Consider the following 19,335-nt stretch of genomic DNA (forward strand, 5'->3'; position numbering starts at 1 on the left):
CCCGGAAGGATTTCCCGTGAGCCAAGCTCTTATCACTGCGTTGCAGAACCCAGCCCTCTACCCTCACCCCGTAGATGGGTTCCAACTCATCGAGACGCATATCTCCTGGGTCCTGCTCACTGGCGAGTACGCCTACAAGGTCAAGAAACCGATGAACTTCGGCTTCCTCGACTTCACCCAGCTGGATCAGCGCAAGCATTTCTGTAACGAAGAATTGCGCCTGAACCAGCGCCTGACCGACGGCCTGTACCTCGACGTGTTGCCGATCACCGGTAGCGCCGAAGCGCCGCAAATCGGCGGTGAGGGTGTAGCAATCGAATACGCCCTGAAAATGCGCCAGTTCCCCCAGGGGCAGATGCTCAGCACCCTGCAAGCCAACGGCGAGCTCAACGCCGAGCACATCGACCAGATGGCCCGGCAGATCGCCGAATTCCATCTGCAGACCCCCAAGGTCCCGGCAGCGCAACCTTACGGCTCGCCTGAAAGCGTGATGGCCCCGGTCGAGCAGAACTTCGAGCAGATCCGCCCGTTCCTCAGCGACAAGGCCGACCTGCTGCAACTGGACAACCTCCAGGCATGGGCACGCAGCAGTTTCGAGCGCCTCAAAGGCCTGTTCGAAGCGCGCAAGGCCAACGGTTTCACCCGCGAATGCCACGGTGACATTCACCTGGGCAACGCCACCCTGATCGACGGCAAGGTGGTGATCTTCGACTGCATCGAGTTCAACGAGCCGTTCCGCATGACCGATGTCTGGGCCGATACCGGCTTCCTGGCCATGGACCTGGAAGACCGCGGCCTCAAGTGCCTGGCGCACCGCTTCGTCAGCCAGTACTTGGAGCTGACCGGCGACTACGAGGGCCTGGAAGTGCTCAACTTCTACAAGGCCTACCGCGCCCTGGTGCGCGCCAAGGTCGCCCTGTTCAGCATGCCCGCCAATGCCGATGGCGTGCAGCGCGCCACCACCCTGCGCACCTACCGCAACTATGCCAACCTGGCGGAAAGCTACAGCGCCATCCCTTCGCGCCTGCTGGCCATCACCCACGGCGTCTCGGCGGTGGGCAAGAGCCACGTGGCGATGCGCCTGGTCGAAGCCCTGGGCGCCGTGCGTGTGCGTTCGGACGTGGAGCGCAAGCGCCTGTTCGGCGAGCAGCAGGCAACGCTATCTGGGCGGCAGGATGCCGGCATCTATGACCAGGATGCCAGCGCCGCGACCTATCAGCGCCTGCACGATCTGGCCGGCACCATCCTGCGCGCCGGTTTCCCGGTGGTGCTCGATGCCACCTACCTGAAACATGCTCAACGCCAAGCGGCGGCAGAGGTCGCCAGCGCGACCGGCGTGCCGTTCCTGGTCCTCGACTGCCAAGCCCCGGAGGCGGTGATCGCCAGCTGGCTGGCGCAGCGCCAGGCGGAAAAAACCGACCCGTCGGACGCTACTCTAGAGGTGGTCAAGGCTCAGCAGGCCAGCCGTGAGCCGCTGGATGCCACAGAACTGCAGCACGCCACCCGTGTCGATACGCAGGAAAGCGCCTGCATGGACCAGGTGATCGACCAGATCCGCCAGCGCTTGCCGGGCCTGTAAGGTCAGCATTGCAGCTTATCGCCGGCAAGCCCCACAGAAGTCCCACAGGCCTCAAGCGCAGTGGTGTCCCTGTAGGAGCTGGCTTGCCGGCGATAGGGCCGTAAGAGGCGGCTCCCCTCCCCAATCGTCGCACCCGATGGCAAAAGGCCGCGCATTTTCCAACCCCCGCTACACTCCTCTCTGACCTGCTCGCGATTTATCCCCCAACACCCGTTCAGCCATCGCAAGGAGGCTCGATGAACGATGAATTGCAGCATCTGAAGAATCTTGGCAAGACTTCTGCGCAGTGGTTGCATGCAGCCGGCATCCACAGCGCGTCGGATCTGCGCCGGCTCGGTGCGGTGGGTGCGTACCAAGCTGTGAAAACGCGAGGGTTCCGGGCCTCCAAAGTGCTGTTGTACGCGATTGAAGGCGCCTTGCTCGACATGCACTGGAACGATTTGCCGACCGAACGCAAGGAAGCGCTCAATCAACAACTGGACGCGAAGAACCCTGCGCAAAAAAACGCGAAATAAACCGAAGAAGGGGATTGACTCCGAAATGAGAATCGTTATGATTATCACAACTGGTCGCGAGACTGGTTGGATAACCTGAAAGCCCCTGGTTCGGACTCTCAGATTATCTCCTCATCAGGCTAATCACGGTTATTGACCCGGCTCTTTGCCGGGTCTTTTTTTGCCTGACGGTTTTGCACCGCGTGCGCGGTGACAACGCCGATACCCGTAACGTTACTTGCGCAGTTGAGCGCAGTAGTCCTGCTCCGGCGTCGCCGCCGTGTACCACACATAATCGGCCATGCCCGCCTCGGCTTCCTCGCCGACCTCGGCCAACAACACGACCACGCTACGGCCCTGCGCGCCAAGGTCAGCCAAGTGCAACGGCACACCCAGGTCCTTGCGTACGTGGTATGCGCCAGCCAATAGCAGGGCTGGCTGCGGCGCCTTCAGCAACTGCTCTGCCATCTGCCGGTCGCGCTGCTGTTGAACGGCAAGCATGGCCGGCAACTGGCTTTCCGGCAGCAAGCCGCAGTGCCCGGCCCGCACCTGTTCAAGCAACGCGGCCTTGACCCTAGGCGCATTGGACTGTGCGCCCGGTAACGACGCCGGGTGCCGGTAGGCGTGACGCATTTGCCCAGGTGAAAGGTTGGCGGCCAGCAGCGGGATGCCGTGCTGCAAGGCCTGCGTGACCAACGGGCCGTACATCTGCCAGTCCCAACCTTCTTCCCACGCTAACGCCTTGGGCACGTCTGCGGGCAACTGTGGCTGTGCTTCAAGTTTGTCGACCAGCGGCTGCTGCTCAGGCTGCAGCATCTCCATCAACAGGCTGCCCTGAGTGCGCCGGCCCTGCAGGGCCTGCAACAACCACAACTGCAGTGCGTGGTGGTCGGGGTTGTCATGCTTCTCCCCTACCAGCACACGCGGGGCAGCGGCCAGGCGCGTGACCAGTTGTTCCGGGCTGATGAGCTGCCCGCTGGCCAGGTCCTTGATTTGCCCCAACTGCGCGTGTTCGCGCCCTTCAGTACTCTGCCAGCCAGGCAATGGCGGCAGGCTGGCCTGGCATCCGCCCAGCGCCAGCACCAGGCACAGCGATAAACCGGACAGCAGTGGATGGCGCATCGGCAATGCCTCCTAGCGGGTGATGATCAGCGGGTGGCCGCGCTCCGGATGAGCCTGTACCAGCACATCGATACCGAACACCGCCTTCAATGCCCCAGGCGTGAGCACTTCGTCGGGGGAGGCCAAGGCATGGCAGCGGCCCTGCTCAAGCAACAAAATACGGTCACAGTAGCGTGCCGCCAGGTTCAGGTCATGCAGGATCACCAGCACCGCAGCGCCTCGGTCGGCAAAGCGGCGCACCGCTTGCAGGGTCGTGTGCTGATGCAGTGGGTCGAGCATCGACGTCGGCTCATCAAGCAACAGCGTAGTCCCCTGCTCACCTGGCCACAGCTGGGCCAGCACGCGCGCCAGGTGTACCCGCTGCCGCTCACCGCCCGACAGCGCCAGGTAGCTGCGCCCCTGCAGGTGCCAGGCGTCCGCTGCACGCAAGGCTGCTTCGACGATCTCGGCGTCGCGCACCTGGCCACTGCCATGCGGCATCCGCCCCATGCCCACCACTTCCTCGACCCTGAACGAGAAGCCCAGGCTGGACACTTGCGGCAACACCGCCAGGCGCCTGGCCCGCTCCTGCCCTGCCCAATCGGCCAACGGCCGGCCCTGCAAGGTCACATGCCCCTGGCCGGGCGCCAGCTCGCCACACAGCACCCCCAGCAAGCTGCTCTTGCCCGCGCCGTTGGGGCCGAGCACGCCCACCACCTGCCCAGGGGCCAATTGCAGGTGGATGTCGTGGAGTACCTCGTTGCTTCCCCGCCGCAGGTGCAGGCCCTCGACTTGCAACATCAGCTGCGCCCTCGCATCAGCAGAAACAGGAAAAACGGCGCACCGATAAACGCAGTGACAATGCCGATCGGCAGTTCGGCTGGCGCCAGCACCAGCCGTGCCGCCAGGTCGGCAAACAGCATCAGTACGCCGCCCGCCAACAGCGAGGCCGGCAACACCACACGGTGATCAGGCCCTGCCAGCAAGCGCACCAGGTGCGGCACCACCAGCCCGATGAAGCCGATCAGCCCCGCCGCCGCCACCGCCGCGCCGACACCCAGCGCGGTACAGAACACCAATTCGCGCTTGAGCCGCTCTACCTCGATACCCAGGTGCCGCGCCTCCGACTCCCCCAGCAGCAAGGCATTCAGCGCCCGCGCGCGCCGCGGCAACCACAGCGCCACGCCGGTAGCCACCATCAACAGCGGCCACAGCCGCTCGTAACTGGCACCGTTGAGGCTGCCCAGGTTCCAGAACGTCAGGGTGCGCAAGGTGGCGTCATCGGCCAGGTAGGAGAACAGCCCCACCGCCGCGCCGCCCAGCGCGGTCATGGCCACGCCGGCGAGCAGCATCGTGGCGATATTGGTCTGGCCGTCGCGCCGCCCCAGGCGATAGACCAGCGCGGTCACTCCAAGCCCGCCGATGAAGGCGCACAGCGACAGCAGATAAGGCGCCAGCACCTCCGGCATTCCGCCAAACCAGCTGCCGCCGACAATGGCCACTGCAGCGCCCATTGCCGCCCCGGCAGCGACGCCTACCAGCCCTGGGTCGGCCAACGGGTTGCGGAACAGCCCCTGCATGGCCACGCCGGACAGCGCCAGCACCGCCCCCACCGCCAGCCCCAGCAAGGTGCGCGGCAGGCGAATCTGGCCGAGGATCATTTCCGCCTGCTGCAGGCCATCACCGGCGATCGGCAGCCCCAACAAGCGCAGCCCAGCGCGCAAGGTATCGAACAGCGGCAGGCTGACCGGCCCCAGGGCCAGGGACAGCCACACCGCCAACAGGCACAGCACGCTCAGGCAGATGATCAATGTACGTGGCTGAACGCGTTGTCTCATTGAGCGAAACTGCCCTTGGCTGCCGGGTAGAAGGTGGCAGCCAACGAGCGCAGGGTCGCTGGCAGGCGTGGCCCAAGGCCGCCAACCAGCAGCGTCGGGTCGAGCGACACCAGGCGCTGTTCACGCACGGCGCGGGAGGCCGCCAGCGCTGGGTTTTCCTTCAGCAGCGCTTGCAGCGCCTGCTCGTCGGCCAACGCACGGTCGGAGAACACCACTACATCCGGGTCCAGCGCCGCCAGTGCCTCATTAGAGAAGTTCTTGTAGCCCTGATGCTCGGCCAGGTTGTGCGCCCCGGCCTCGCGTAGCAGCCAGTCACCGGCAGTGCCTTGCCCTGCGATCAGCGGCTTGGCACCGGCATGGCCCACAAGCAGCAACACCCCGGGCGCCTTCTGGCCTGCCTGGGCGTGTTTGACCTGAGCCTGCAACGCATCCAACTGCTGACGATAGCCCGCCGCCAACGCGGTGGCTTGTGGCTCGGCACCCAGCAACTGGCCCAGGTGCTTGAGGTTCTGATCGACCGCATCCAGTTCGGCCTTGCTGGAGAACAACTCCACCCGCACACCCGCCTTGCGAATCTGCGCCAACACGGGGGGCGGACCCATTTCTTCGGTGCCCACCAACACGTCTGGGCGCAGGCTGAGAATACCTTCGGCGGACAACTGGCGCTGATAGCCGACGCTCGGCAGCGCCTTCAGCGATGCGGGGTGCTGGCTGGTGGTATCGACACCGACCAGGCGTGATTCGCCGCCCAGCGCAGTGACCCACTCGCTCAGCGCACCACCGGCGCTGACCCATCGCTGCGGCAGTTCGGCAGCCAAGGCCTGGGTGGACAGCACAAGGCCTGCGCACAGGGCGATCAAGGCAGCGGGACGGCGCATCATCGGATTTCCTTCTGAAGGCGGGCCGCGCGCCTTGTGGCGGGCGGCGGAACTGCGCACCATAGACAGCCGGGCGCATCGAATGCGGGCAATTTGATAATTATTCGCATTGAAGCGTCAAGCCATCACGTGTTTCACGAGTCGTCCTTGCCATGCACTTCCTTTGTACCTCCAGCTCATTGGCCGAGGGCCACAGCCGCGCCTTCAGCGTAGACGGCGTCGACCTGTTCGGCGTGCGCCGCCAGGGCCAGGTGTACCTCTATCGCAACCGCTGCCCACACCGCAGCATCCCACTGAACTGGGCTGCAGATGCCTTTCTCGATGACAGCGCCAGCCTGATTCACTGCGCCCATCATGGCGCTTTGTTCCTGATAGAAAGCGGCGAATGCGTGGCCGGGCCGTGCGAGGGCGACAGCCTGCAGGCCCTGGGCTGCCATGAAGACAGCCAGGGCATCTGGCTCAAGGGTTGAGCAGTACAGGCAAGGGGCGGTCGATGACGATGCGTTCAGCATCCAGGTAAGTGCCGTACGCCAACACCTCCACGCCTTCAGCCACGGCGGCGCGCAAGGCCTGGGCGTAGCCCGCGTCGATTTCCTCGGCCGGGCGCACGGCGTCGACGCCGGTCAGGTTCACGCAGTACAACTGCACCGCACGCACACCTTGGCGAGCCAACGTCGCCAGTTCACGCAGGTGCTTGGCACCGCGCTGGGTGACGGCGTCGGGGAAGGCCGCGACCGCGGTGTCCGGGTAGCCCAGGGTCACGCTCTTGACTTCGACATAGGCCGGGCCGGTGTCGAACTCCAGGCGAAAATCGATGCGGCTGCCCTCTTCGCCATACGCCACTTCACGCCTGAGTGCGGTGAAACCGGCCAGCTCGCTGATAACCCCGGCACGCAGCGCCTCTTCAACCAACGCGTTGGCGCGCCCGGTGTTTACGCAGGCCAGGCGGCCCTGGGGCGTTTCACTGATCTCCCAGGTGCCTGGCAGCTTGCGCTTGGGGTCGTTGGAGCGGCTGAACCACACCTGCCCGCCTTCGCGCATGCAATTGAGCATGGACCCAGTGTTCGGGCAATGGATGGTCATTTGCTCGCCATTGGCCAGCTCGATGTCCGCCAAAAACCGTTTGTAGCGCCGCAGTAGGCGCCCCTGCTCGAGTGGAGGAAAAAACGCCATCAGCCTTGCCAGCTCCGTAGGCCGCGGGCGATACGCTGCACGGCCTGTTCCAGGCGCGGCAGGCTCTGGGTGTAGGCAAAACGCACATGATGCCCCGCCAGGTGGCGACCAAAATCCAGGCCGGGGGTAAAAGCCACGTGCTCGGTTTCGAGGAAGTGCCGGCAGAACGCAAAGGCATCGCCGCCGAAGGCGCTGATGTCGGCGTACAAGTAGAAAGCCCCCTCGGGCTCGACGGCGATGCCAAAGCCCAGCTCGCGCAGGGCTGGCAACAGGTAGTCGCGGCGACGGGCGAACTCGGCGCGGCGCTCTTCCAGAATCGCCAGGGTTTGCGGCTGGAAGCACGCCAGCGCAGCATGCTGGGCCATGCTGGGGGCGCTGATGTACAGGTTCTGTGCAAGCTTCTCCAGGTCTGCCACCGCGCCGGGCGGCGCGACCAGCCATCCCAGGCGCCAGCCGGTCATGCCGAAATACTTCGAAAAACTATTCAGGACAAACGCCCCATCGTCCACTTCCAGCACGCTGGGTGCGTCCATGCCGTAGGTCAGCCCGTGGTAAATCTCGTCCACCACCAGGTGGCCATGGCGTTCACGGGTAGCGCGCGACAGGCTGGCCAACTCGTCACGGTTCAGTACCGTCCCGGTCGGGTTGGCTGGCGAGGCGACCAGGGCCCCGACCGTGTCTTTGTCCCAATAGCGGTCAACCAGGTCGGCGGTGAGTTGGTAGTTGACCTCAGGCCCCACCGGCACCAGCTGCGCGCCGCCTTCGACCAGGCGCAGGAAGTGGCGATTGCAGGGGTAGCCCGGGTCAGCCAGCAACCAGTGCTTGCCTGGGTCTACCAACAGGCTGCTGGCCAACAACAGTGCGCCAGAACCGCCCGGCGTAATCAGAATGCGCTCAGGATCGACATTGACGCCGTACCGCTGCCCATAGAAGCCGGCGATCGCCTCGCGCAGCGCCGGCAGGCCACGGGCGGCGGTATAGCGGGTGTGGCCCGCGGCCAATGCGGCCTGGCCGGCCTCGACGATCGGCGCGGCCGTGGTGAAGTCCGGTTCGCCGATTTCCAGGTGGATCACATCATGGCCGGCCGCCTGCAGCTCGTTGGCCCGCGCCAGCAACGCCATGACGTGAAAGGGTTCGATGGCGCGGCTGCGCGCACTGTAAGGGTGGGCCATGACCTTCTCTCAATTGGGTCTAAACTGGAGATTCTACCTCTGCACGCTACCGAACGTGTGGCTCGCGCCGCTGTCCATTAGCAGGATCGGGCGGGGTAGCGCACCCCCGATCTATCTGGTAAGTTCGGCGGCTCGCAGTCGCAGGGCCGGCGGGTGCCGGAGATGGAGCATCCTGCGCATTGGATCAGATGAGTGAGAGGCGGTCTATTCATGTCCACCGTAGAAAAGCAAAAAACCAGTCAGTCCATGTACGGTGTAGAGCCCTATAAAGAAAGCAAGGGCGAGGAGTACATGGGGGAGCCCATGCGCAAGCATTTCACCAAACTTCTGGGTGCCTGGAAGCTTGAGTTGATGACGAGCGTGGATCAGACCGTGACCCACATGAAGGACGAAGCGGCCAACTTCCCAGACCCGGCCGACCGTGCCAGCCAGGAAGAAGAGTTCGCCCTGGAGCTGCGTAACCGCGATCGCGAGCGCAAGCTGATCAAGAAGATCGACAAGACCCTGCAGAAGATCCAGGACGAAGAGTACGGCTGGTGTGAGTCCTGCGGCATCGAGATCGGCCTGCGTCGCCTCGAAGCCCGCCCAACCGCCGACCTGTGCTTCGACTGCAAGGAAATCGCGGAGAAAAAGGAAAAAACAGTCGGCAAAGGCTGATCCTTTTCCCACCCAAACGGGGCGCATCTTGCGCCCCGTTTCATTTTCAGACGCACGACCGCCATGAACGACTCCAGCTACATCGGGCGCTTCGCCCCTACCCCCAGCGGCTTTCTGCACTTCGGCTCGCTGGTCGCCGCCCTCGCCTCCTGGCTCGACGCCCGCGCCGTCAACGGCCGCTGGCTGCTGCGCATGGAAGACACCGACCCGCCCCGGGAAATGCCCGGCGCCCGTGACGCTATCTTGCAGACCCTGGAGCGTTACGGCCTGGAGTGGGATGGCGAGGTGGTGTTCCAGAGCCAGCGCCATGAGGCTTATGCAGCAGTGGTCGACCGCCTGTTCAACATGGGCCTGGCCTACGCCTGCACCTGCTCGCGCAAACAGCTGGAAGGGCACAACGGCATTTACCCAGGCTTGTGCCGCAACGCCGGGCATGCACGCGAGGGCGCGGCGATCCGTCTGCGGGTGCCAGAGTTGATCTACCGGTTCACCGACCGGGTCCAGGGTGAGTTCCAGCAACACCTGGGGCGCGAGGTGGGTGATTTCGTCATCCAGCGCCGTGACGGGCTGTATGCATATCAGCTGGCGGTGGTGCTGGATGATGCCTGGCAAGGTGTTACCGATATCGTGCGTGGGGCCGACCTGCTCGACAACACACCGCGCCAGCTCTACCTGCAAGAGCTGCTGGGGTTCTCACAGCCGCGTTACCTGCATATTCCGCTGATCGTGCAGCCAGATGGGCACAAGCTGGGCAAGTCGTACCGCTCGCCGCCGCTGCAGCCGGAACATGCGACGCCTTTGCTGCTGCGCGCATTGCGGGCATTGGGGCAGGAAACGGAGCCGGAGTTGCTGCTGGCAACGCCGGCTGAAGTACTGGCAGTAGCCCGCACGCAGTGGCGGCCAGAGGCGATTGCCCGGCAGGCCTCTGTTCCAGAGGCTGATTTGCACTGACGCAGGTCCGGCCTCTTCGCGGGCAAGCCCGCTCCCACAGGTTCCGCACCGCTTCTGTGAGCGGGCTTGCCCGCGAAGAGGCCGGAACAGGCAACTTCCCCTCAAAATCAAAAGCCCAATAATTTCAAACCCTTGGCTAACCCTACCGATTCCCGCTAGCATCCCCCCACTCTTTTGCGCCAATAATAAGTCCAAGCCCGCAGCGCCCAACCATCGAGGCCAGCATGTACATCTATCGTTTGGTCCTGCTTCTGGTCGTGGGGATCTACCTGTTCTCCCCGGCCATCATGGACTGGTGGATCGAGCCGACCGGAGCCTGGTACCGCCCCTACCTGCTCTGGCTGATCCTGATCGTCGTCACCTTCATCCTGCAGAGCCAACGAGATGCCGATGAGCTTTAGCCTGACCCAGATGATCCTGATCAGCGCCGCGTACCTCATGGTGCTGTTCGGCGTGGCCTGGATCAGCGAGCGTGGGCTGATACCCCGCTCAATTATTCGCCACCCGCTGACCTACACCCTGTCGCTGGGCGTGTATGCCAGTGCCTGGGCCTTCTATGGCTCGGTCGGCCTGGCCTACCAGTACGGGTATGGCTTCCTGGCCTGCTACCTGGGGGTCTCCGGGGCCTTCCTGCTGGCGCCGGTGCTGCTTTACCCGATCCTCAAGATCACCCGCACCTATCAGCTGTCGTCGCTGGCCGACCTGCTGGCGTTTCGTTTCCGCAGCACCTGGGCCGGCGCGCTGACCACCCTGATCATGCTGATCGGGGTACTGCCGTTGCTGGCCCTGCAAATCCAGGCGGTGGCCGACTCGATCAGCATCCTGACCGGCGAGCCGGTCAAGGCCAGGGTGGCATTCGCCTTCTGTGCGCTGATCATTTTGTTCACCATCTTCTTCGGCTCGCGGCACATCGCCACGCGCGAGAAGCATGAAGGGTTGGTATTCGCCATTGCCTTCGAATCGGTGATCAAGCTGCTGGCGCTGGGCGGCATCGGCCTGTACGCCTTGTACGGTGTGTTTGGCGGCCCGCATGGGCTGGAAGTGTGGCTGCTGCAGAACCAGACCGCCCTGGCCGCGCTGCACACACCGCTGCAGGAGGGGCCATGGCGCACCCTGCTGCTGGTGTTCTTCGCCTCGGCCATCGTCATGCCGCACATGTACCACATGGCCTTCACCGAAAACCTCAACCCGCGCTCGTTGGTCAGCGCCAGCTGGGGCCTGCCGCTGTTCCTGCTGCTGATGAGCCTGGCCGTGCCGCTGGTGCTGTGGGCCGGTCTGCGCCTGGGCGCCAGCACCAACCCGGAATACTTCACGCTGGGGTTGGGCATTGCTGCCAACAATAAAGCACTTGCGCTGCTGGCCTATATCGGCGGGCTGTCAGCGGCCAGCGGGCTGATCATCGTCACTACCCTGGCGCTGTCGGGCATGGCCCTCAACCACCTGGTGCTGCCGCTTTACCAGCCGCCGGCCGAAGGCAACATCTACCGCTGGCTGAAATGGACCCGCCGCGCGCTGATCGTCGCCATCATCACCGCCGGCTTCATGTTCTACCTGACCCAGAACAACCACCAGAGCCTGGCCAACCTGGGCATCGTCGCCTTCGTCGCCACCTTGCAGTTCCTGCCGGGCGTGTTGTCGGTGCTGTACTGGCCTACCGCCAATCGCCGCGGTTTCATCGCAGGCCTGCTGGCCGGCACCCTGGTGTGGCTGGTGACCATGCTGCTGCCGCTGCTGGGCAACCTGCAGGGCTTCTACATTCCGCTGCTGGACATGATCTACGTCCTCGACGACACCAGCTGGCACATGGCGGCCATCGCCTCGCTGGCGGCAAACGTCTTGCTGTTCACCCTGATTTCGCTGTTCACCAATGCCAGCAGTGAAGAAGCCAGCGCCGCCGAAGCGTGCGCGGTGGACAACGTGCGCCGCCCGCAGCGCCGCGAGCTGCACGCGGCTTCGCCACAGGAATTTGCCACTCAGCTGGCCAAGCCACTGGGCGCCAAGGCTGCGCAGAAAGAAGTCGAACAGGCCCTGCGCGACCTCTACCTGCCCTTCGACGAGCGCCGCCCCTATGCGTTGCGCCGCCTGCGCGACCGCATCGAGGCCAACCTGTCGGGCCTGATGGGGCCGAGCGTGGCCCAGGACATGGTCGAGACCTTCCTGCCCTACAAATCCGGCAACGAAAACTATGTCACTGAAGACATCCACTTCATCGAAAGCCGCCTGGAAGACTATCACTCGCGCCTGACCGGCCTTGCCGCCGAACTCGACGCCCTGCGCCGCTACCACCGCCAGACCCTGCAGGAACTGCCCATGGGCGTCTGCTCCCTGGCCAAGGACCAAGAGATCCTGATGTGGAACAAGGCCATGGAAGAGCTGACCGGCATCGCCGCCAAGCACGTGGTCGGCTCGCGCCTGGTGACCATCGGCGAACCTTGGCGCGGCCTGCTGCAGGGCTTCATCGACGTGCCCGACGAACACCTGCACAAGCAACGCCTGGCCCTCGACGGGCAGCCCCGCTGGCTGAACCTGCACAAGGCCGCCATCGACGAGCCATTGGCGCCGGGTAACAGTGGCCTGGTGCTGCTGGTCGAGGACCTGACCGAAACCCAGGCCCTGGAAGACAAGCTGGTGCACTCCGAGCGCCTGGCCAGCATTGGCCGCCTGGCGGCCGGCGTGGCCCACGAAATCGGCAACCCGATCACCGGCATCGCCTGCCTGGCGCAGAACCTGCGCGAGGAACGCGAGGGCGATGGCGAGATCACCGAGCTGTCGAGCCAGATTCTTGAACAGACCAAACGGGTGTCGCGCATCGTCCAGTCGTTGATGAGCTTCGCCCATGCCGGTGGCAGCCATCAGAACAGCGAAGAGCCGGTGTGCCTGGCCGAAGTGGCGCAGGATGCCATTGGGCTGCTGGCGCTGAACCGGCGCAATTTCGAAGTCCAGTTCTTCAACCTCTGCGACCCGGAACACTGGGCCGAAGGGGACCCGCAGCGCCTGGCCCAGGTGCTGATCAACCTGCTCTCCAACGCCCGCGACGCCTCACCGCCCGGCAGTGCCGTGCGTGTGCGCAGCTCCGTCTTCGAGCACACCGTCGACTTGATTGTCGAAGACGAAGGCAGCGGGATCCCGAAGAGCATCATGGACCGCCTGTTCGAGCCCTTCTTCACCACCAAAGACCCGGGCGAAGGAACCGGACTGGGGCTCGCTCTGGTCTATTCCATCGTGGAAGAGCATTATGGGCAAATCACCATCGACAGCCCTGCCGACATCGAACGGCAACGTGGCACCCGGATCCGCGTGACCCTGCCCCGGCATGTCGTAGCGACGTCCCCTGAAATTCGAGACCGTCGAGAGAATTGAATCAATGCCGCATATTCTGATCGTCGAAGACGAAACCATCATCCGCTCGGCCCTGCGTCGCCTGCTCGAGCGGAACCAGTACCAGGTCAGCGAAGCCGGCTCGGTGCAGGAAGCCCAGGAACGCTTCAGCATTGCCACCTTCGACCTGATCGTCAGCGACCTGCGCCTGCCAGGCGCGCCTGGCACCGAGCTGATCAAGCTTGGCCAAGGCACCCCAGTGCTGATCATGACCAGCTACGCCAGCCTGCGCTCGGCGGTGGACTCGATGAAAATGGGCGCGGTGGACTACATCGCCAAGCCCTTCGACCACGACGAGATGCTCCAGGCCGTGGCGCGCATCCTGCGCGACCGGCAAAACGCGCCTGCTGCCGCACCGGCTGCAGAACCGCGGGGCAACGGCAAGGCCGCCGCGGCCGACAAAGGTAATAGCGCGTCTGCCAATGGCGAGATCGGCATCATCGGCTCGTGCCCGCCCATGCAGGACATGTACAGCAAGATCCGCAAGGTCGCGCCGACCGATTCCAATGTCCTGATCCAGGGCGAATCGGGTACCGGTAAAGAGCTGGTCGCCCGTGCCCTGCACAACCTGTCACGCCGGGCCAAGGCACCGATGATCTCAGTGAACTGCGCGGCCATCCCCGAGACCCTGATCGAGTCCGAGCTGTTCGGCCACGAAAAAGGCGCCTTCACCGGCGCCAGCGCAGGGCGCGCCGGGCTGGTCGAAGCGGCGGACGGCGGCACCTTGTTCCTCGACGAAATCGGCGAATTGCCCCTCGAAGCCCAGGCGCGCCTGTTGCGTGTGTTGCAGGAAGGCGAAATCCGCCGGGTGGGCTCGGTGCAATCGCAGAAGGTCGATGTGCGCCTGATTGCGGCCACCCACCGCGACCTGAAAAACCTGGCCAAGGCCGGCCAGTTCCGTGAAGACCTTTATTACCGCCTGCACGTGATCGCCCTGAAGTTACCTGCCCTGCGCGAGCGTGGCAGCGACGTCAACGAAATCGCCAGTGCCTTCCTGGCCCGCCAGAGCGCACGGATTGGCCGGGATGACCTGCATTTTTCCGCCGATGCCGAGCAAGCGATTCGTCATTACAGCTGGCCGGGTAACGTGCGCGAGCTGGAAAACGCCGTGGAGCGTGCGGTGATTCTGAGCGAGAGCGCAGAAATTTCCGCCGACCTGCTGGGTATCGACATCGAGCTGAGCGACCTGGAAGACGACGACATCCTCGACAACGCCCTGGCCGTGGCCAGTGCGGGCAATGCCAGCCATGAGCCTACCGAGGACTTGTCGCTGGAGGATTACTTCCAGCACTTCGTGCTCGAGCACCAGGACCACATGACCGAGACCGAGCTTGCCCGCAAGCTTGGCGTCAGCCGCAAATGCCTGTGGGAACGCCGCCAGCGCCTGGGTATCCCGCGGCGCAAGAGCAACGCCACCAGCGAGTAACACGCTTTGGGCCTGACCGGCCCTTTCGCGGGCAAGCCCGCTCCCACAGGTTCTTCACCGCCTTTGAGAACGGTAAAGAACCTGTGGGAGCGGGCTTGCCCGCGAAAGGGCCGGCAAAAACCACTACGCACACCCCAGGTAACACATCAGTACCCGCGAAAATCTGTTACCCAAGCTTTCAGGCGTAACAGTTCCCGAGGTGTACGGTAACGAAACCCCGCCATTTTCAGCCTGCCAAAAACCTGCGAAAACCTCCAAGCCCTTGATTTCATTGGGTTTCGAAAAGTTGGCACGGCACCTGCTATATGCTTAGTACAAAAACAATAACAAGCACTGCAACTCAGAATAAGAACAAGACGAAACGGCTCACGCACAATAAAAACAAGACGGCGGAGGCGCAGCTAACTGATTCTTTTGGAGAGGATGCGTGTTTGGGGCTTGCCCCACGACCAGGCAGAGAACAACAAAAACTGCACTAAAAAGCAGCGCCTGAACTGGTTGGATCGACAGATCAACGTGACATCAGCGGCCAAAGCAATCCGTTTGCTCTTTACCCCTGGATTAGGGGTCGTCCACAAGCTTTGCGATTTGTGGACAGGGCACTCAACAAAAACAAGAAGCCCAGCAAAAAAATAATAAGAGCACGCAACGACTTCTTGGGGAGCTTAGGCTCCCCTTGTCGTTTCTCCCTTCTGGCAGGCATCCTGCTACCCGCCTACACCATTCCTTGAGTAAATGCTAGAATCCCCGCCCATCATGCGGCCATTCTCCTATTCTTGGCCGAACATTCCTTCAAACAGTGCATCCCATGCTGAAGAAGCTGTTCCAGTCGTTCCGCCCTCCCGTACCGGGCCAGCACCACAGGCGCACCACGCCTGAGGTGATCAACAAGAGCCAACACTCGCTGCAACGCCACCAGTTCAGCCGCCACGCGGTGAACATCGTAGAGCGCCTGCAGAGTGCGGGCTACCAGGCTTACCTGGTCGGTGGCTGTGTCCGCGACCTGATGCTTGGCATCACCCCAAAAGACTTCGACGTCGCCACCAGCGCCACCCCTGAACAGGTCCGTGCCGAGTTCCGTAACGCGCGTATCATTGGTCGCCGCTTCAAGTTGGTCCACGTGCATTTCGGCCGTGAGATCATCGAAGTCGCCACCTTCCGCGCCCACCACTCGGAAGACGATCAAGGTGATACCCACCGTTCGTCGCACAACGCCAGTGGTCGCATCCTGCGTGACAACGTGTACGGCACCTTGGAAGAAGACGCGCAACGCCGCGACTTCACCATCAATGCCCTCTACTACGATCCGGTCAGCGAACGCATCCTCGATTACGCCAACGGCGTGCACGATGTGCGTAACCGCCTGCTGCGCCTGATCGGTGACCCGACTCATCGCTACCAGGAAGACCCGGTGCGCATGCTGCGGGCCGTGCGTTTCGCTGCCAAGCTCGACTTCGGCATCGAAAAGCACACGGTCCAGCCGATCCGCGAACTGGCGCCGATGCTGCGCGAAATCCCCCCGGCACGCCTGTTCGAGGAAAGCCTCAAGCTGTTCCTCTCCGGCCAAGGTGCGATGGCTTTCGAAATGCTGGTCGACCTGCAGCTGTTCGAGCCGTTGTTCCCGGCCAGCGCGCACGCCCTGGACGAGCGCCCTACCTACACCCACACCTTGATCAGCCAGGCGCTGAACAACACCGATCTGCGTGTGAAGCAGGGCAAACCGGTCACCCCGGCCTTCCTCTTCGCTGCGCTGCTCTGGCCCGCCCTGCCGGCCCGTGTGCTGCACCTGCAAAACCAAGGTGTGCCACCGATCCCGGCCATGAACGGCGCGGCTCACGACCTGATCGCCGAACAGTGCGCACGCATTGCCATCCCGAAGCGTTTCACCCTGCCGATCCGCGAAATTTGGGACATGCAGGAACGCCTGCCACGTCGCAGCGGCAAACGTGCCGACCAGTTGCTCGACAACCCGCGCTTCCGTGCCGGTTACGACTTCCTGCTGCTGCGTGAAAGCGCGGGTGAAGAAACCGACGACCTCGGCCAATGGTGGACTGACTACCAGGATGCCAATGACAGCGAGCGCCGCGAGATGATTCGCGAGCTGGGCAGCCGTGACGAAGGCACCGGCGCTGGCCCACGCAAGCGCAAACGTAGCGCCAGCAAGCGTAAGCGTGGTGGCGAAGAGGCGTTCGAGTGACCACGCGCGCTTACATCGGCCTGGGCAGCAACCTGGACGAGCCTGCAGAACAACTGCAGAACGCTTTCCAGGCGCTCGACCAGGCCACCGGCACCTGCCTGGTGGCCACTTCGAGCCTGTTCACCAGTGACTCGCTGCTGCCTGGCCAGCCGCGCTACACCAATGCCGTGGCTGCGCTCGACACCTCGCTCGAGCCGCTGGCGCTGCTCGATGCCCTGCAGGCCATCGAAAATGACCAGGGCCGTGTGCGCAAAGAGCGTTGGGGCCCGCGCACGCTCGACCTGGATATCCTGCTGTTCGGCGACCAACTGATCGACGTGCCGCGGCTGCAGGTGCCGCACTACCATATGCACGCCCGCGCCTTCGTGCTCTACCCATTGGCCGAACTGGTGCCCGCAGGCTTCTGCCTGCCCGATGGCCGCGACCTCGCCCAACTCATCAGCGCCTGCCCGTTCGTCGGCCTCGAGCGCCTGTAATTCGGGCGCTGCAGACGGCGGTAACGCCAGTAACACCCTGATCGTAACAATGCGGTAACAGGGTGATTGACTTCCCCCACCTCGCTCACGACTATAGGCGTCCCGTGTGGCACCCAAGTGCCGCATACCCGTATTTAGGCCCGGACGGACCTGTGCCCGAACATCACGCGCGATGATGTGCCGCTCCGGAAGATGACTACACGCGTTGTATGCAGTCGTTTTAACAGCGCCTGAACGAGGATTTTCCTACATGCCTGAAGTAACCCTGACCACCCTGCATGGCCTGAAGGCCAAGGGTGAAAAAATCACCATGCTGACCTGCTACGACGCGACCTTCGCCAAGGTTGCCAGCCAGGCCGGTGTCGAAGTGTTGCTGGTGGGCGACTCGCTGGGGATGGTCCTGCAGGGCCATGACAGCACGCTGCCTGTCACCACCCAGGAAATGGCCTACCACACTGCCTGCGTCAAACGTGGCAACGATGGCGCGCTGATTCTGGCCGACCTGCCGTTCATGGCCCACGCCACCCCCGAACTGGCCTTTGCCAACTGCGCCACGCTGATGCAGGCCGGCGCCCACATGATCAAGCTCGAAGGCGCTGCCTGGCTGGCCGAGACCATTCGCCTGCTGGCTGAACGTGGCGTGCCGGTGTGCGCGCACATGGGCCTGACCCCACAAACCGTCAATGTGCTGGGCGGTTACAAGGTGCAGGGCCGTCAGGAAGCCCAGGCGCGGCAGATGCGTGCCGACGCCATTGCCCTGGAACAGGCCGGCGCGGCCATGCTGCTGCTGGAGTGCGTACCGAGCGAACTGGCGGCAGAAATCACCCAGGCCGTGAGCATTCCGGTCATCGGCATTGGCGCCGGTAGCGCCACCGACGGCCAGGTGCTGGTCCTGCACGACATGCTTGGCCTGTCGCTGAGCGGCCGGGTGCCGAAGTTCGTGAAAAACTTCATGGCCGGCCAGCCGGACATCGAAAGCGCCCTCGCCGCCTACGTGACGGCGGTCAAGGACGTAAGCTTCCCTGCCAGTGAACACGGGTTCAGCGCATGAACACAGTCAAGACTGTCCGTGAACTGCGCGCCGCCGTTGGCCGTGCGCGTGGCGAAGGCAAGCGCATCGCGTTCGTGCCGACCATGGGCAACCTGCACAGCGGCCATGCCGCGCTGGTGACCAAAGCCGCCCAGCGGGCCGACTTTGTCGTTGCCAGTATCTTCGTCAACCCGCTGCAGTTCGGCGCCAACGAAGACCTCGCCACCTATCCACGTACCCTTGCAGCCGACCAGGAGCGCTTGCTCCAGGCCGGCTGCAACCTGCTGTTCGCGCCAACCGTCGAAGAGATGTACCCCGACGGCATGAGCGTGCAAACCCGGGTCAGCGTCCCCAACCTTTCCGAAGGCCTGTGCGGCGCCAGCCGGCCAGGGCATTTCGAGGGTGTGGCGACAGTGGTCAGCAAGCTGTTCAACATGGTCCAGCCAGACTTGGCCGTGTTCGGCGAAAAAGACTTCCAGCAGCTGGCAGTGATCCGCGCCATGGTGCGCGACCTGAACATGCCCATCCAGATCATCGGTGAGCCGACCGTGCGCGCCGACGATGGCCTGGCGCTGTCGTCACGCAATGGTTACCTCACCCCCGAGCAGCGTGTTACCGCACCTGCGCTGTACCGCACCCTGCAGCACATCGGGGCGGCCATTGGCCGTGGCCAGCGTGATTTTGCCGCGCTGGTGGCCGACGGCCAGGCGCAACTGGCCGCCGCCGGGTTCCGCCCGGACTACCTGGAAGTGCGCCATGCCGTGAGCCTGCGCCCGGCCATGATCGATGATCGCGACCTGGTGGTGATTGCCGCCGCTTACCTGGGTAACACCCGGTTGATCGACAACCTGTACCTGCACGTGGAAGACAAGACCGCGTAAACCTTCGGGGGCTGCCTCGCGGCCCCTTCATAACCCCTCACGCCCCCATTCCCCCCGCGCCGCCAATGCCTATAATGACTGCCTGCAACTGACAGCCGTGGCCA

General features: G+C 63.8%; 18 protein-coding genes. 12 read left to right on the plus strand and 6 right to left on the minus strand.

Going from position 1 to position 19,335, the window contains the following annotated elements:
• Positions 1 to 16 precede the first annotated feature (16 nt).
• Both ACMCNM_RS24090 and ACMCNM_RS24095 read left to right on the plus strand, forming a co-directional pair.
• Positions 17 to 1,579: an AAA family ATPase gene (locus ACMCNM_RS24090; protein WP_412765560.1), complete on the plus strand. Its 1,563-nt coding sequence runs from the start codon at positions 17 to 19 to the stop codon at positions 1,577 to 1,579.
• Between the two features lie 236 nt (positions 1,580 to 1,815).
• Positions 1,816 to 2,094 (plus strand): TfoX/Sxy family protein, encoded by a 279-nt coding sequence (locus ACMCNM_RS24095; RefSeq protein WP_027594998.1) that lies wholly within the window; start codon positions 1,816 to 1,818, stop codon positions 2,092 to 2,094.
• A gap of 213 nt (positions 2,095 to 2,307) precedes the next feature.
• On the opposite strand, the gene ACMCNM_RS24100 is transcribed toward ACMCNM_RS24095, so the two are convergent.
• Genes ACMCNM_RS24100 through ACMCNM_RS24115 form a run of 4 tightly spaced genes read right to left on the minus strand, consistent with a single transcriptional unit; the run spans position 2,308 to position 5,893 of the window.
• Positions 2,308 to 3,195 (minus strand): ChaN family lipoprotein, encoded by an 888-nt coding sequence (locus ACMCNM_RS24100; protein ID WP_412765561.1) that lies wholly within the window; start codon positions 3,193 to 3,195, stop codon positions 2,308 to 2,310.
• A gap of 12 nt (positions 3,196 to 3,207) precedes the next feature.
• Entirely contained in the window at positions 3,208 to 3,975 is a 768-nt protein-coding gene (locus ACMCNM_RS24105) for a heme ABC transporter ATP-binding protein (protein ID WP_099430469.1), read from the minus strand.
• Positions 3,975 to 4,958: a FecCD family ABC transporter permease gene (locus ACMCNM_RS24110; RefSeq protein WP_412765957.1), complete on the minus strand. Its 984-nt coding sequence runs from the start codon at positions 4,956 to 4,958 to the stop codon at positions 3,975 to 3,977. The genes ACMCNM_RS24105 and ACMCNM_RS24110 overlap by 1 nt, the downstream gene beginning before the upstream one ends.
• Positions 4,959 to 5,008: 50 nt before the next feature.
• Entirely contained in the window at positions 5,009 to 5,893 is an 885-nt protein-coding gene (locus tag ACMCNM_RS24115; RefSeq protein ID WP_412765562.1) for a heme/hemin ABC transporter substrate-binding protein, read from the minus strand.
• A 149-nt stretch (positions 5,894 to 6,042) separates the two neighbouring features.
• Here ACMCNM_RS24115 and ACMCNM_RS24120 point away from each other — a divergent pair, with 149 nt between their 5' ends.
• Positions 6,043 to 6,360: a Rieske (2Fe-2S) protein gene (locus ACMCNM_RS24120; RefSeq protein ID WP_186683304.1), complete on the plus strand. Its 318-nt coding sequence runs from the start codon at positions 6,043 to 6,045 to the stop codon at positions 6,358 to 6,360.
• Here the strand turns inward: ACMCNM_RS24120 and sfsA are convergent.
• Entirely contained in the window at positions 6,350 to 7,063 is a 714-nt protein-coding gene (gene sfsA / locus ACMCNM_RS24125) for a DNA/RNA nuclease SfsA (protein WP_099455337.1), read from the minus strand. The two genes, ACMCNM_RS24120 and sfsA, sit on opposite strands and share 11 nt — an antisense overlap.
• Positions 7,063 to 8,235, minus strand: a complete 1,173-nt coding sequence (locus ACMCNM_RS24130) for a pyridoxal phosphate-dependent aminotransferase (RefSeq protein WP_027595005.1) — start codon at positions 8,233 to 8,235, stop codon at positions 7,063 to 7,065. Before ACMCNM_RS24130 ends, sfsA begins: the two co-directional genes overlap by 1 nt.
• A 210-nt stretch (positions 8,236 to 8,445) precedes the next feature.
• Here ACMCNM_RS24130 and dksA point away from each other — a divergent pair, with 210 nt between their 5' ends.
• The 9 genes from dksA (at position 8,446) to panC (ending at position 19,231) form a co-directional block, all read left to right on the plus strand.
• Positions 8,446 to 8,892, plus strand: coding sequence for an RNA polymerase-binding protein DksA (dksA, locus tag ACMCNM_RS24135; protein ID WP_027595006.1), 447 nt, complete (start codon positions 8,446 to 8,448; stop codon positions 8,890 to 8,892).
• A 63-nt stretch (positions 8,893 to 8,955) separates the two neighbouring features.
• The gene (gene gluQRS / locus ACMCNM_RS24140) at positions 8,956 to 9,843 is read left to right on the plus strand and encodes a tRNA glutamyl-Q(34) synthetase GluQRS (RefSeq protein WP_412765563.1); all 888 of its coding nucleotides are present in this window, start codon (positions 8,956 to 8,958) and stop codon (positions 9,841 to 9,843) included.
• Positions 9,844 to 10,067: 224 nt separating this feature from the next.
• Positions 10,068 to 10,244: a hypothetical protein gene (locus ACMCNM_RS24145; protein WP_003250005.1), complete on the plus strand. Its 177-nt coding sequence runs from the start codon at positions 10,068 to 10,070 to the stop codon at positions 10,242 to 10,244.
• Entirely contained in the window at positions 10,228 to 13,203 is a 2,976-nt protein-coding gene (locus ACMCNM_RS24150; RefSeq protein ID WP_027595008.1) for a sensor histidine kinase, read from the plus strand. The genes ACMCNM_RS24145 and ACMCNM_RS24150 overlap by 17 nt, the downstream gene beginning before the upstream one ends.
• A 4-nt stretch (positions 13,204 to 13,207) precedes the next feature.
• Complete coding sequence (locus ACMCNM_RS24155) at positions 13,208 to 14,647, plus strand: sigma-54-dependent transcriptional regulator (protein WP_027595009.1); 1,440 nt, start codon at positions 13,208 to 13,210, stop codon at positions 14,645 to 14,647.
• A gap of 808 nt (positions 14,648 to 15,455) precedes the next feature.
• Positions 15,456 to 16,844: a polynucleotide adenylyltransferase PcnB gene (locus ACMCNM_RS24160; protein WP_027595010.1), complete on the plus strand. Its 1,389-nt coding sequence runs from the start codon at positions 15,456 to 15,458 to the stop codon at positions 16,842 to 16,844.
• Positions 16,841 to 17,320 carry a 2-amino-4-hydroxy-6-hydroxymethyldihydropteridine diphosphokinase gene (gene folK, locus ACMCNM_RS24165; protein ID WP_412765564.1) on the plus strand — a complete coding sequence of 160 codons (480 nt, stop codon included), beginning with the start codon at positions 16,841 to 16,843 and terminating at the stop codon, positions 17,318 to 17,320. The genes ACMCNM_RS24160 and folK overlap by 4 nt, the downstream gene beginning before the upstream one ends.
• 250 nt (positions 17,321 to 17,570) lie before the next feature.
• The gene (gene panB / locus ACMCNM_RS24170; protein WP_099455340.1) at positions 17,571 to 18,371 is read left to right on the plus strand and encodes a 3-methyl-2-oxobutanoate hydroxymethyltransferase; all 801 of its coding nucleotides are present in this window, start codon (positions 17,571 to 17,573) and stop codon (positions 18,369 to 18,371) included.
• Positions 18,368 to 19,231: a pantoate--beta-alanine ligase gene (gene panC / locus ACMCNM_RS24175; protein WP_412765565.1), complete on the plus strand. Its 864-nt coding sequence runs from the start codon at positions 18,368 to 18,370 to the stop codon at positions 19,229 to 19,231. The genes panB and panC overlap by 4 nt, the downstream gene beginning before the upstream one ends.
• Positions 19,232 to 19,335: the final 104 nt, after the last annotated feature.

It is taken from the genome of Pseudomonas sp. NGC7 (genome assembly GCF_047159675.1).
GTDB lineage: Bacteria > Pseudomonadota > Gammaproteobacteria > Pseudomonadales > Pseudomonadaceae > Aquipseudomonas > Aquipseudomonas kermanshahensis.

Bases quoted from the DNA above. Each gene is read 5' to 3' on its own strand.
- ACMCNM_RS24095 (WP_027594998.1), top strand. From the start codon at position 1,816: ATGAACGATGAATTGCAGCATCTGAAGAATCTTGGCAAGACTTCTGCG.
- ACMCNM_RS24100 (WP_412765561.1), bottom strand. From the start codon at position 3,195: ATGCGCCATCCACTGCTGTCCGGTTTATCGCTGTGCCTGGTGCTGGCG.
- ACMCNM_RS24105 (WP_099430469.1), bottom strand. From the start codon at position 3,975: ATGTTGCAAGTCGAGGGCCTGCACCTGCGGCGGGGAAGCAACGAGGTA.
- ACMCNM_RS24115 (WP_412765562.1), bottom strand. From the start codon at position 5,893: ATGATGCGCCGTCCCGCTGCCTTGATCGCCCTGTGCGCAGGCCTTGTG.
- ACMCNM_RS24120 (WP_186683304.1), top strand. From the start codon at position 6,043: ATGCACTTCCTTTGTACCTCCAGCTCATTGGCCGAGGGCCACAGCCGC.
- sfsA (WP_099455337.1), bottom strand. From the start codon at position 7,063: ATGGCGTTTTTTCCTCCACTCGAGCAGGGGCGCCTACTGCGGCGCTAC.
- ACMCNM_RS24130 (WP_027595005.1), bottom strand. From the start codon at position 8,235: ATGGCCCACCCTTACAGTGCGCGCAGCCGCGCCATCGAACCCTTTCAC.
- dksA (WP_027595006.1), top strand. From the start codon at position 8,446: ATGTCCACCGTAGAAAAGCAAAAAACCAGTCAGTCCATGTACGGTGTA.
- gluQRS (WP_412765563.1), top strand. From the start codon at position 8,956: ATGAACGACTCCAGCTACATCGGGCGCTTCGCCCCTACCCCCAGCGGC.
- ACMCNM_RS24145 (WP_003250005.1), top strand. From the start codon at position 10,068: ATGTACATCTATCGTTTGGTCCTGCTTCTGGTCGTGGGGATCTACCTG.
- ACMCNM_RS24150 (WP_027595008.1), top strand. From the start codon at position 10,228: ATGCCGATGAGCTTTAGCCTGACCCAGATGATCCTGATCAGCGCCGCG.
- ACMCNM_RS24155 (WP_027595009.1), top strand. From the start codon at position 13,208: ATGCCGCATATTCTGATCGTCGAAGACGAAACCATCATCCGCTCGGCC.
- ACMCNM_RS24160 (WP_027595010.1), top strand. From the start codon at position 15,456: ATGCTGAAGAAGCTGTTCCAGTCGTTCCGCCCTCCCGTACCGGGCCAG.
- panB (WP_099455340.1), top strand. From the start codon at position 17,571: ATGCCTGAAGTAACCCTGACCACCCTGCATGGCCTGAAGGCCAAGGGT.
- panC (WP_412765565.1), top strand. From the start codon at position 18,368: ATGAACACAGTCAAGACTGTCCGTGAACTGCGCGCCGCCGTTGGCCGT.